We start from the raw sequence: 13,320 nt of genomic DNA, 5'->3' as shown, positions 1-13,320 counted from the left end.
ATATGCGATTTTCTATTATTACTTTATTGTTTTTTCTATTTATAGGAGAGACGTTTCAAATGTATGCTCAAAATTTCAACGAAGAAGCTTACTCTTCTTTAGAATATAGATTATTGGGCCCTTTTAGAGGAGGCAGAAGTGCTGCCGTAACTGGAGTGCCCAATAAGCCAAACCTATATTATTTTGGAGCAACTGGTGGAGGTATTTGGAAAACCACCAATGGTGGACGTGAATGGGAAAACATCTCTGACGGGTTTTTTGGAGGAAGTATTGGTGCTATTTCAGTATCCAAATCAGACCCCAATGTTATGTATGTTGGGGGAGGAGAAAAAACAGTTAGGGGTAATGTGTCTTCAGGTTATGGTATCTGGAAATCCGTTGATGCAGGTAAAACATGGAAAGCATCTGGTTTAAAAAACTCAAGGCATGTGCCAAGAATAGCTATTCACCCAACAAATCCTGATATTGTATACGCGGGGGTTCTAGGTAATATTTATAAACCAACTCAAGACAGAGGTGTTTATAAATCAATTGATGGGGGTAATACCTGGAATAAAATTTTGTTTTCAAATGAGCACGCAGGGGTTGTTGATTTAATCATGGACCCAACCAACCCACGTATTTTGTATGCATCTACATGGAGAGTTAAAAGAACGCCCTATAGTTTAAGTTCAGGTGGTGAAGGTTCAGCGCTTTGGAAAAGTACTGATAGCGGAAATACATGGGAAGAAGTATCTGTAAATGAGGGATTTCCAAAAGGTATTTTAGGAATTATAGGTGTTACAGTTTCCCCTGTAAACAATCAGAGAGTATGGGCTATGGTTGAGAATAAGGATAAAGGAGGTCTATATCGTAGTGATGATGGAGGGAAAACATGGGAACAGGTAAATAGCGAACGTAAACTAAGGCAAAGAGCATGGTATTATACTAGAGTTTATGCAGACACTAAAAATATTGATGTAGTCTATGTTTTAAATGTTAGATATCATAAAAGTACTAATGGAGGGAAAACATTTAGCACGCACGTAGCACCTCATGGAGATCATCATGATTTATGGATAGCTCCTGAAAACCCAAGTAGAATGATTATTGGTGATGACGGAGGAGCACAAGTAACTTATGATGGAGGTGAAACATGGAGTACATATTATAATCAACCCACATCACAGTTTTATCGTGTGACTACAGATAATCATTTTCCTTATAGAATTTATGTTGCCCAACAAGACAATACCACTATAAGAATTCCACATCGTACAGATGGAAGAAATATTGATGAAACTGATTGGGAAAGAACGGCAGGAGGAGAATCGGCCCATATAGCTGTAGATCCAGAAGATAATGATATAGTTTACGGTGGTAGTTACGGTGGGTTTTTAACACGGGTAAATCACAAAAGAAATACGGTAAGAGCCATTAATGTATGGCCAGATAACCCTTTAGGTCATGGTGCTGAAGGTATGAAATATAGATTCCAATGGAATTTTCCTATTATATTTTCAGAACACAATCCCGATAGATTATATACATTTTCGCAGCATGTTCATGTATCTGAAAATGAAGGGCAGTCATGGAAAATTATTAGCCCTGATTTGACGACAAATGATCCAGACAAGTTGAAATCTTCAGGAGGTCCAATTACCAAAGATAATACTGCAGTAGAATACTATTGCACCATTTTCGCAGCTCAAGAATCGGCCTTAAAAGAAGGATTAATTTGGGTTGGTACTGATGATGGGTTAATTCATATTACACAAAACGGAGGAGATACATGGGGAAATGTAACCCCAAAAGGTATGCCTGAATTGATGATGATTAATAGTATTGAACCAAGTGTATATGATGAAGGAACTTGTTATGTAGCTGGAACCAAATATAAAACAGGCGATTTTACACCCTATTTATATAAAACCACTAACTATGGTAAATCTTGGACTAAGATTACTAATGGTATAAATCAAGAACACTTTACAAGGGTGCTTAGAGAAGATCCAGAACATAAGGGGCTTCTTTATGCTGGTACGGAAACAGGAATGTATATTTCTTTTGATGACGGGAAAAACTGGAAATCATTTCAGTTAAACTTACCTGTAGTTCCTATAACAGATTTAACCATTAAGGATAATAGTTTAATTGTTGCAACACAAGGACGAAGTTTATGGATGCTGGATGATTTAACATTAATTCATCAGTTGTATGATTCAGATTTAAGCGGAAATGTTTTGTTTCAGCCTAAAGATTCTTATAGAATGGGAGGAAGCTCAAATAAAGGCAGTAAAGTAACGGGTACCAATTTACCAAATGGTGTCATCACCTATTTTAATGTCAAAGACTTTGACAAAGAGAAAGACACTGTTTCATTGACATATTTTGATATTAAAGGAGATTCTATAATAACATTTAGTACCAAAAACAAAAAGAAAGATAAATTAGAGGTAAAAAAAGGAGCCAATCAGTTTGTTTGGAATATGGCTTATGAAGGTGCTGAAAAAGTTGATGGCATGATTTTGTGGGGAACAAATTTGAATGGGCCAAAGGCCATTCCTGGAACTTACAAAGTAGTGCTAAATGTTAATGGACAAAGCACCTCACAACCTTTTAGAATATTGGCAGACCCTAGAGCAGAAGGTAGTGAGGAAGATCTTAAAAAGCAATTCGATTTTATTGTTGATGTAAACAAAACCATAAATAATGCTCATAATACTATAAAAAAAATTAGAAATATTAATAAACAATTAGGTGCATTTGAATCTCAGTATAAAAATGATGAAACTGTAAAAGAACTTGTTGATAAGGCAAAAGAACTTAAAAAAGAATTCACAAAAATAGAAGAGGCGCTATATCAAACTAAAAATAGAAGTATTCAAGATCCTTTAAATTTTCCAATTCGTTTAACTAATAAGCTAGGACATTTGAATTCACTGGTGCGTTTTGGTGATTTTGCACCTACAAATCAGGATGTTGCTGTAAAAGATCATCTTACCAAACAAATAAACAATCAAATAGAGACTTTTAATGAATTAGTAAGTAATCAAATAAAGGCTTTTAATAATGCATTTAACAGTAAAAGCTTAAATTATTTATTTATTGAAGATTAATCATGGACTACTATTTTTACCTAAAGGCCTTTCATCTCATTTTTGTAATTACTTGGTTTGCCGGTTTATTTTATATCCCAAGGCTTTTTGTTTATCAAATAGAAGCTTTCCATAAACCATCACCCGAAAAGGATATTTTAGGCAAGCAACTCAAAATTATGTCCAAACGCTTGTGGTTCATTATCACTTGGCCATCGGCAATTTTATGCACTTTATTTGCCATTGTGTTACTAATTTTAAATCCAAGTTTATTATACCAATCTTGGATGCAGGTTAAGTTAGGTTTTATTTTGCTATTGTTTATTTATCACTTCTTAACTCACAAATACTACATACAACTACAGAACGATACTTGTAAAAAAACGTCAAGTTTCATGCGTATTTGGAATGAGGGCGCTACATTCATCCTGTTTGCAGTTATCTTTTTAGTGGTTTTAAAAAGTGGTATCAATTGGATCTGGGGTATTATTGGCATGGTCGTTTTAGTTATTTTAATTATGCTCGGGTTTAAGGCGTATAAGAATTTTCGAGAGAAAAACCCTGATGCTTAAAAGCATGTGGGTAGTACTCAAGTGAGTCGCGTTTTCACAAGTCACTCTTTTCAAGGAGCTCCAATAATTGCCAACCCTTAAAACAAATGGTAGTTGCTTTTTTTAAAGCGGCCTTAGGCTGTTTGGTGCGATAATTGCTATATTTAATGCATTAAAAAAAGGATGCTTCAATAAATTCACACTTGAGGCTTCTGTTGAAATCATCATTCTTGCGGTTGTAAGAATTAAATAGCAAATGAACTTAAAAAAGCTCTCCTTTCGTACTCGTATTTTTTTAGCAATGATATTGTTGGTGCTTATGGCATCAGTACTTATTTCTGCTGTAGCTATTTACCAGTATAAAGAGCAAAGTTCAGATTACCATTCCAGTAGATTAGAGCGTAAAGAAAAGAACATTCAAACGCATCTTAAGCGTTTTTTAAATGGCAGGTATAACACTTGGGAAATCAAAACAGAGAATCTTCCGCTCATATTTAAAGACGAAATTTATAATGTAGCTAACATTCATAGGCTGCAAATTAACCTTTATGATTTAGAAGGTAATTTACTGTTGTCTTCAAAAGCAGGATTGTTAAAAAATGTAGCAGAACAATGTTTAGATGCCGAAATATTAAATACTATTTATAATACCGTTCAACTTAGTAGTATTTCAAACAATGCCGAACATAGATACGTACATAAGCTTAAGGAAAATGGAGAAACGTTTCAATCGTCTTATACGTTTCTTCTAGATAAAAAGTCCAAACCATTGGCCATTTTGAATTTACCATATTTAGAAAAAGGGGACTTTCTTGAGATGGAGCTAATGGAGTTCTTAAAACGTATTGGTTTTGCTTTTATGCTGGTGCTTTTAACTGCTATAGCTATTGCGTTTTTATTGTCTAAATTCATGACGCAATCTTTAAAAACTATTTCTGATAAAATTATTTCAACCCGATTGGAAAAACGAAATAAAAAGATTGAAATAGATGATACCAGTGATGAAATTTCCATTCTTGTAAACGCGTATAATAGTATGATTGACGAACTTGAAGAAAGTGCGGTGCAATTAGCAAGAAGCGAGCGCGAACAAGCCTGGAGAGAAATGGCAAAACAGGTAGCACACGAAATTAAGAACCCGCTAACACCAATGCGATTAACGGTTCAGAACTTCCAAAGAAAATTTGATCCGGAAGATGAAAACATCCATTTAAAGTTGGATGAATACACTAAAACTTTAATTCAGCAAATAGACACAATGAGCTCTATAGCATCGGCATTTTCTAACTTTGCAAAAATGCCGGCGCAACAAAATGAAACACTTAATGTGGTAAAAATTGTGAAATTGGCATTAGATATTTTTAATGAAGATTACATTGTTTTCACGGCAGATTACGAGGAAATTATAGCTAAATTTGATAGAACCCAATTAATAAGGGTGGTAACTAATTTGGTGAAAAATGGTATTCAGGCAATGCCAGATAATCAACCGCCAACAATTGCAATTCACGTTACAACTAAAGATGATAATGTGGTTTTAACAGTTGCGGATAATGGCTCCGGTGTTTCAGAAGAAAATAAAGACAAAGTATTTGAACCTAAGTTTACAACTAAAACCAGTGGTATGGGGCTAGGTTTGGCTATGGTTAAAAATATTGTAGACACTTACAATGGTACTATTACTTTTGAATCTATTAAAGACAAGGGAACAACGTTTAAAGTTACGTTTCCGAAGGAATAATTTTCCTGCGAAAGCGGAAATTTCATAATCTCAATCTTAATAAGTTATGGACTTCAATAATATACTCACAGACTTTAAAGATGGTATTACAACCATTATTATCAATCGTCCAAAGAAATTAAACGCTTTAAATCAAGAAACTATTAATGAGTTGCATCAAGCATTTAAAGATGCGGATTTAGACGAATACACCAAAGTCATTATTATAACGGGAAGCGGAGAAAAAGCCTTTGTAGCAGGTGCAGATATTAGTGAGTTTGCAGATTACAGTATGGAAGAAGGCGAATATTTGGCAGCTAACGGGCAAAAAGTACTTTTTGATTTTGTAGAGAATCTATCAACTCCAGTTATAGCTGCGGTAAACGGTTTTGCCCTTGGTGGTGGGCTAGAATTAGCAATGGCTTGCCATTTTAGAGTAGCAAGTGATAATGCAAGAATGGGCTTGCCAGAAGTGTCTCTAGGAGTTATTCCGGGATATGGAGGTACACAACGATTAACCCAATTAGTTGGTAAAGGACGTGCTATGGAAATGATTATGACCGCTGGTATGATTGATGCCAACAAAGCCTTAAGTAACGGTTTGGTAAATCATGTGACTTCGCAAGATGAATTATTATCGCTTTGCGAAAAAATTGCAGGTAAAATTAGTCAGAATTCATCAGTTGCCATTGGGGCAGCTATTAAAGCAGTAAATGCTAATTTTCAAGAATGTGTTAATGGTTTTGAAGTTGAAATTAAAGAATTTGGCAAAAGTTTTGGAACCGAAGATTTTGCTGAAGGAACTTCTGCATTTTTAGAAAAACGAAAAGCTGATTTTCCTGGGAGATAATATTTATGGTTTCGTTTACAATAAATTTCGGGGTACTTTTCTATTAAATTGCAAAGTGGTTTGAACGGGGAAAGAAACCATGATATTGAGCAGATTGCCTGCCATTTCTAATACAAAATGTTATGAGTTTTTTTAGGTTCTTAATTGTCTATTTACAGAAATGATTCAGTTTTCAATTCCTTTGATAAATGTAACTAAATCATTCATACACTTCTTACTTACTGTACTTGATTCAATGTCAATAAGCGCATGTCCTCCATTTGGATATACACTTGTTTTAAAGTCATTCAAACCGTATTCTTCTAGGCGTTCAATACATGCTCTAACGGGTATATATTTATCCCCTTCACCAAATGCAAAATGAACCGGTACATCTACTTTTTTTAAGTAAGGAATCGGATCAAAATCCGCATATGAACTGAGATACTCCATTTTTTGCAATCTATTTGTAGTAATTGGAGCAATCATTTTAGCAATAAATGGATAAGTGTATTTTGAAATATTATGGATCTCTTCATGCAGTAATTGTTCGTAAGCATTAACTGTAGCACCAGATAAACTTGCAATGAATGAAACATCTGCTGACTTATTTTCAGCAACAGGAGCAATCCAACCACCTTGGCTCATACCGACAATTCCAATATAAGAGTATTCAAATTGATCTTGTGATTTTATAAACTCTGTTCCAGCAATAGCGTCGTTTGCTAGTTCGTCGAAACTTGCCCCAATCCATTCTCCTTCCGATTTTTCACTACCCCTCTTGTCAGGAATTAAAACGGCAATGCCATTATCCTGAAGATATTTTACGATAGCTAAATTCCACCCATTGTCTCTAAAACTAGGTCCTGAACCCTGAATTATTACAACTGTTGGAAATGGTCCATCGCCTTTAGGTATCATTAGCATGCCAGCTAGTTTAAGATTATCTGTGTCATTTGTAAAAAACACTTCAGAATAATCAATATCAGATAAACTGGGTGTCGTAAAATGGCGTGGTCCTTTTTTGTTGAAAATCAAAGGCAGCACGAGGAATAAAACAAAAATTAAAACAGCTATTAGTATTACCTTTCTCTTTTTCATTTTTATATATGTTTAAGTGTTCATCATAATTCTTCTGCCTACTGAATTCAAGGTCTCATTTGAAGTTGCTCCTAATGCAAAGATAAAGTGCGGTTTTAATAAGCTTTATTGCCTGTTAAACGAAGTTAGCCTATTTTCCGTAAAAAATCAAGTTGTTAATAACCCGGTTTGACTTTAACATTTTTAGGTTTAAATAATATGTAATTTTAAAGTGCCAGGTATTCTCCTTCACATCTTTAATTTTTATTATTATGAACCCCAAGTCTGTTTTAAAAGGACGTGGCGCACAGCTAAATGTCCCTAACCGTTTCTTCGAATTTAGCCACGAAATACGCGATGATTTCCTTGAATTTTGTAATAAAGAAGGTGAAAACCCCGATAAAAAGAAAACCCAGTATTTGGAGGTGTTTCCAAAAACAATTGTGAATAAGATAAAGAGCCCTGATGTAGGCATGATGTACAGTATGAATGCCTACCAAGGTTGTGAACACGGATGCATTTATTGTTATGCCAGAAACACCCATGAATATTGGGGATACAGCCCAGGATTGGACTTTGAACGACGGATTTTGGTAAAAAAAGATGCTCCAAAATTATTGGAAGATTTTATTAAAAAGAAAAGTTGGAAAGCCTATCCTATAGTGATGTCTGGGAATACAGATTGCTATCAGCCAGCTGAACAGATTTATAAAATAACCAAACAGTGCTTAGAGGTGTTTTTAAAGTATAAGCACCCTGTTGGTATTATAACAAAAAATGCTTTGATTTTACGTGATTTGGATATTTTAAAAGAGCTAGCCAAGTATAATTTGATTATTGTTAGCCTGTCTATAACCTCGTTATCGGAGAAGACAAGGCGTATTTTAGAACCAAGAACCGCAACTATAAAAAGACGACTAGATACGGTTAAAACTCTAACAGATAATAATGTTCCTGTTAATGTAATGATGGCACCAATAATTCCTTCAATCAATAGTCATGAAATTCTACCTTTAGCAAAAGCGGCTTCTGAAAATGGAGCTAGCTCAATTGGGCACACCATTGTAAGACTTAATGGCGCTATAGGCGAAATTTTTACCGATTGGATAGAAAAAACAATGCCTGATAGAGCCAATAAAGTGTTGCATCAAATAGAAAATTGCCATGGAGGAAACTTGAATGATTCCCGTTATGGTGCCAGAATGCGTGGTGAGGGTAAAATTGCAGAACAGATAACTAACCTAGTTCGTTTGGCTAGACAGAGATATTTTAAAGACATAGGTATGCCCAAACTTAATTGTGATTTGCATGAACCATATAAAAATGGGCAATTAAAGTTGTTCTAAAAAGAAAAGCGGGCCAATTGGCCCGCTTCTAGCAAAACTAAACTAAATAAGAATTAATAATAAACTATTTATTAATGTATTTGGTAAACTCTCTATTATTTGAGGCAAAAACTATTTTGTACCTACCATCTTCAAGCTTGAATGCTTTTTCAATAGATTGAACACCTTCAATGGTTTCAGTGTACAGTAATCTTGAAGAACCATCATTAAGACCATAAACACTCAGTTTTAATGGCTCCTTGTTTGCAGCAAGTTTCGTGATATAAACTAAGTCATCTTTTTCCCTAACAAAAGGTTTAAAAATGGTAGTTTCTTTTTCTTTGTTGAAGGTAACTTCGTTAGATTTTACAGTAAAAGGAATAGATTTAATTTCCATATCCTTCTCTAATTCAAAGAAATAGTTTCCATTAGGTAAATCGGTTAAATCAAAACCTTTACTATATATACCTGTCTGGTCAATAATTTCTTTATATAGAGTAATACCGTAACCATCTTTAATGGAAAGTAGGTTACCTTCTTTTACATTAGCAATTGTTACTGCTGTTGATCTAAGACCTCTTCCATATTTAATTAAAGAAATCTCGTTTGCGTAACCCGTAACCGTAGCCATCATTGCTACCATTAAGATTACTTTTTTAGTGTTTGATAATACGTTTTTCATGATTTGGTTTTTTTAACGTTTTATACTACAAATGTATGGTGGTTTTACAATGTGAAAAACATTCAAATTGACCAATATATGTTCTAAATTACCAGTTAAATTAATGTTATGCTTATGTTAAGTTAAAATAGCATATAAAACGGCTAATAACACATATTCTTATAGAAGCGACAATTTTTTGAAGTAGTAATAATTGTATGGTATTATAAAATAATTAAAGGTGGTTTTAAAGCAAAAAAAAGTGGGCCACCACAGCCCACTTTACCAACTAAACTAAATAAGACATTAAACTAAATTATTAATGTATACTATGAAATATTTTATTTTGAATTCAAATGAAATAAATTCTTATCTCATCTTTAAAATTGTTTTCAAAATTTATTTAAAACTAACAGTACAAAGATATGAGACATTTACGGGGCAGAAAACATCAATTTTAGCCATTTTATATGCTATATTAACCGTTAAACAAATGTTAAATGAGTGTTAAGTTAATTTAACATACGTTTGGGTTAAAAAAATATATAATGTACGCATAATATATTGTAAGTTTGCACTTAAAGATTACCCACAATGATAACTAAGAAACCTACATTTAAAAAGTTGTCTCCCACGTTTGGTAATTCCATATTGGTGAAACAACATGATGATAAGCAAGATAGGAGCGAAATGTTTTGGCATTTCCATCCAGAAATAGAACTGATATATGTTAATAGAGGCTATGGAAAAACGCATATAGGTAACCACTTATCTTATTTTAATAATAGTCAGTTAATATTATTAGGTTCTAATCTACCTCATAATGGCTTTACAGATAGATTAACCGCAGCAGGTATTGAAACCACTATACAATTTAGACCAGATTTTTTAGGTGAAGATTTTTTTAATGGTGTACCAGAAGCGCACGCAATTGGTACGCTGTTCGAAAAGGCTAAAAGCGGAATTAAGTTTGGTAGAGAAACAAAAGATTTTGTAGGGTCTAAAATTGAAGATTTACAAAACTATAATGGTTTTGAGAGAATTTTAAAATTGTTAGATATTTTGCAATATTTAGCAACAACAGAAGACTATACCATATTAAATGCAGATGGATTTGTTTTTGAAGCAGAACCTCAGGATACTGATAAAATTAAAACTATTTACAAATATGTGAATGCTAATTTTAGAGAGCATATTGCCCTAGAAGAAATTGCAGATAAGGTAAGTATGACGGTACCGGCATTTTGTAGATATTTTAAAAAGACCACCGGGAAAACATTTACGCAGGTGGTGAATGAAATTAGAATTGTACACGCTACCAAGCTACTTAATGAGAGCCAGATGAGTATTGCTGATGTTTGTTTTGAATGCGGGTTTAATAACTTCTCACATTTCAATAAACAATTTAATGATGTTATTGGGCAAAGTGCCTCACAGTATAGAAAAGAAATAAAACAAATTATACAATAATTGCTGTTATTTATGGACGATAAAATTGATGAAACTTTACAATACTATTTTGTGAAGAGAAAAGACATACTAGATTTGGTAAATAGAAGCAATAACCTTTCTGCAGAAGAAATAATTGAGTACGGAGAAGAAATGGCAATTTTAGAATATAAAATTACAGCTTTACAGATTGCTAAGGGAGATTAGAGTTTACCATTCCACTCATTATAAAACTGGTTTAAGTATTCTTCCATAAATGCATGTCTGTTTTCTGCTAATCTTTTACCTGTAATTGTATTCATAAGGTCTTTTAGTAGCAGTAACTTTTCGTAAAAATGATTAATTGTTGGAGCATTAGAAGCTTTATATTCCGCTTTAGTCATGTTGAGGTTAGGTTCAATATCTGGATTATAAAGTGCTCTATTTTTAAATCCACCGTAATTAAAACAACGAGCAATACCTATGGCGCCTATAGCGTCTAATCTATCAGCATCTTGAATAACGTCTAATTCAGGCGATTTGAATTTCTGAGTTTCATTTCCTCCTTTAAAAGAAATATTTTCAATTATATTAACTACGTGTTCTATTATAACAGAGTCTACGTTCAACTTGAACAAAAATTCTCGAGCTATATTTGGCCCAATGGTTTCATCACCATTATGAAACTTACTATCGGCTATATCGTGCAACAAAGCGCCTAAAGACACTACAAAACCATCAACACTTTCACTTTTCGCTATTAATAGCGCGTTATTATAAACTCTCAAGGTGTGAAACCAGTCATGACCACCTTCCGCATCAGAAAGCGTTTCTTTTACAAAATCTTTAGTTTTATTTATAATTTCTTTTTGAGACATTTTTTATTACTATACTCTTGCAGGCTCAACCCATTTAAATTCAAATGAGTTTTCAGGAATTTTAATTCTGTCCGCTAAACGTAACATTCTATTTGGTAATTTCATCAAGTAGTCACGTGCTTTTTCTGCTTCATCAGTAAGATTGGTAACCTTGTCTAATTCCCAGCGCTCAATCAATTTTTGTAAAATATCAACATAATCTCTAGAGGTGTAAACACCTATGCGTTGTGCTGTATTAGAAAATTCTTCAAAAGCAGTACTTATTTTATCACCAGATTCTCTTAAAAAATGAGCAGGCATAGTTATTTTTTGCTTCATCATATAATGAAATGCCATCATCATTTGGCTGGGATCTACCTTAAAAATACGTTCTACAAATTCTGAATAAGCATTGTGGTGTCGCATTTCATCACCAGAAATAATTCTACACATTTTAGATAGTTGCTTATTACCCTTTTCTCTCGCAATTTTGGCAACTCTGTTATGTGAAATATAAGTGGCCAATTCTTGAAAACTGGTGTAAACAAAATTCTTATACGGGTCCCTGTCTGTACCAATATCAAAACCATCTGCAATTAAATATTGTGTAGTTTTCTCAATTTCTCGCATGTTTACTCTTCCTGATAAGTATAAGTATTTATTTAACACATCACCATGTCTGTTCTCTTCAGCGGTCCAATGGCGCACCCATTTAGACCATGAACTTTCTCTGTCTCTTTGGTTTACACCTTCCACATCCATTAACCAAGATTCGTAGGTAGGTAAAGCTTCTTCTGTAATCATATCACCCACTAAAACCACCCAAAAATCATAGGGTAATTCTTTTGAAAGTTCTCTTATTTCTCTGGTTTCTTCAAAGAAATTATCACCTTCAGAATTTGGAAGAAAATCTGTTGGTTGCCAGATTTTTTCAATAGGAATTAAATATTTTTCAATTAAGGTGTCTACATCTTTTTCCAAGTACTGCATGACTTCTAAACGCACATTTTTTAACGACATCTATTTATTTTATGAGTGAATATTTTCTTTTATAGTGGTTTCAACACTATTTATTAATTCTTTTTTATTAGGAAATGAAGCAGCTTTTAAAGGTTTATGAACCTTAAATGAAATATGATTGCCAATTCCCATTGGGAACTTACCATAGCGTTGCATTTTCCAGGAGTTATTTATGGAAATTGGGACCACCAAAGACGATGGTGCTTTTTTTAATAAAATCTCCAATCCTTTAGTTTGAAATGGTTTAGGAGTACCATCTTTACTTCGTGTACCTTCAGGAAAAATTACCGCTGCACGTTTATTAGCTTCAATATATTCTCCAAATTTCATGATAGCAGGTAATGACTGTCTTGGGTTTTTACGATCTATTAAAACGGAGCCACCATGACGTAAATTATAGGATACACTAGGAATGCCTTTACCTAATTCCATTTTACTAATAAACTTAGTGTGGTGTTTTCGCATATACCACATAATTGGTGATATGTCATACATACTTTGATGATTAGCAACAATAATTAGTGGTGTGTTTAAGGGTATATTTTGTTCATTATTAAATGAAATTCTGGTTCCTAATAATTTCGTGCAATGAACAAGAAAAAATTGTAAAATATCAACACTCTTTTTATGAGCTTGATATCCAAAAACATTAAAACAAAACCATTGAATGGGGTGAAAAAATATTAATAAAATTAGAAAGCAAGTATAATAAATTATGCTTAAGGGGTATGATAATAATTTTAGCATGCCCAAAAGTACATGAATTTTTCGC

General features: G+C 33.4%; 12 protein-coding genes. 7 read left to right on the top strand and 5 right to left on the bottom strand.

Translation table 11 applies throughout. The annotated features are described in order from the left end of the window. The first annotated feature begins 2 nt into the window (after positions 1–2). From FUA22_RS10955 to FUA22_RS10940, 4 genes are all read left to right on the top strand, one after another. Positions 3–3,098 (top strand): WD40/YVTN/BNR-like repeat-containing protein, encoded by a 3,096-nt coding sequence (locus FUA22_RS10955; RefSeq protein WP_147768248.1) that lies wholly within the window; start codon positions 3–5, stop codon positions 3,096–3,098. A gap of 2 nt (positions 3,099–3,100) precedes the next feature. Further along, the gene (locus FUA22_RS10950) at positions 3,101–3,649 is read left to right on the top strand and encodes a CopD family protein (RefSeq protein WP_147768246.1); all 549 of its coding nucleotides are present in this window, start codon (positions 3,101–3,103) and stop codon (positions 3,647–3,649) included. A gap of 235 nt (positions 3,650–3,884) precedes the next feature. Further along, a complete protein-coding gene (locus FUA22_RS10945) occupies positions 3,885–5,369 on the top strand; it encodes a sensor histidine kinase (protein WP_147768244.1) in 1,485 nt (494 codons plus the stop codon). 46 nt (positions 5,370–5,415) lie between these two features. After that, a complete protein-coding gene (locus FUA22_RS10940; protein WP_147768242.1) occupies positions 5,416–6,198 on the top strand; it encodes an enoyl-CoA hydratase/isomerase family protein in 783 nt (260 codons plus the stop codon). Positions 6,199–6,363: 165 nt separating this feature from the next. Here FUA22_RS10940 and FUA22_RS10935 read toward each other — a convergent pair whose 3' ends face one another. Further along, entirely contained in the window at positions 6,364–7,278 is a 915-nt protein-coding gene (locus tag FUA22_RS10935; RefSeq protein ID WP_147768240.1) for an alpha/beta hydrolase family protein, read from the bottom strand. A gap of 251 nt (positions 7,279–7,529) precedes the next feature. On the opposite strand from FUA22_RS10935, the gene FUA22_RS10930 reads away from it, so the two are divergent. Beyond that, positions 7,530–8,603, top strand: a complete 1,074-nt coding sequence (locus FUA22_RS10930; RefSeq protein ID WP_147768238.1) for a PA0069 family radical SAM protein — start codon at positions 7,530–7,532, stop codon at positions 8,601–8,603. Positions 8,604–8,667: 64 nt separating this feature from the next. Here FUA22_RS10930 and FUA22_RS10925 read toward each other — a convergent pair whose 3' ends face one another. Then, on the bottom strand, positions 8,668–9,264 hold the full coding sequence (locus tag FUA22_RS10925; RefSeq protein ID WP_147768236.1) for a hypothetical protein: 597 nt from the start codon (positions 9,262–9,264) through the stop codon (positions 8,668–8,670). Between the two features lie 573 nt (positions 9,265–9,837). Between FUA22_RS10925 and FUA22_RS10920 the strand changes: the two genes are divergently transcribed. Both FUA22_RS10920 and FUA22_RS18445 read left to right on the top strand, forming a co-directional pair. Further along, positions 9,838–10,713, top strand: coding sequence for an AraC family transcriptional regulator (locus tag FUA22_RS10920; protein WP_147768234.1), 876 nt, complete (start codon positions 9,838–9,840; stop codon positions 10,711–10,713). Positions 10,714–10,725: 12 nt separating this feature from the next. Further along, entirely contained in the window at positions 10,726–10,899 is a 174-nt protein-coding gene (locus FUA22_RS18445) for a hypothetical protein (protein ID WP_170309897.1), read from the top strand. Here the strand turns inward: FUA22_RS18445 and FUA22_RS10915 are convergent. The 3 genes from FUA22_RS10915 to FUA22_RS10905 are packed head-to-tail and all read right to left on the bottom strand — an operon-like array spanning position 10,896 to position 13,295. Next, the gene (locus tag FUA22_RS10915; protein WP_147768232.1) at positions 10,896–11,549 is read right to left on the bottom strand and encodes an HD domain-containing protein; all 654 of its coding nucleotides are present in this window, start codon (positions 11,547–11,549) and stop codon (positions 10,896–10,898) included. The genes FUA22_RS18445 and FUA22_RS10915 overlap by 4 nt on opposite strands. Positions 11,550–11,558: 9 nt before the next feature. Next, positions 11,559–12,548: an acyl-ACP desaturase gene (locus tag FUA22_RS10910; RefSeq protein WP_147768230.1), complete on the bottom strand. Its 990-nt coding sequence runs from the start codon at positions 12,546–12,548 to the stop codon at positions 11,559–11,561. A gap of 9 nt (positions 12,549–12,557) precedes the next feature. Then, the gene (locus FUA22_RS10905; RefSeq protein ID WP_147768229.1) at positions 12,558–13,295 is read right to left on the bottom strand and encodes a lysophospholipid acyltransferase family protein; all 738 of its coding nucleotides are present in this window, start codon (positions 13,293–13,295) and stop codon (positions 12,558–12,560) included. Positions 13,296–13,320 lie beyond the last annotated feature (25 nt).

It is taken from the genome of Seonamhaeicola maritimus, assembly GCF_008056315.1.
Taxonomy (GTDB): domain Bacteria; phylum Bacteroidota; class Bacteroidia; order Flavobacteriales; family Flavobacteriaceae; genus Seonamhaeicola; species Seonamhaeicola maritimus.
This window is presented reverse-complemented; position numbering and strand designations above follow the sequence as displayed.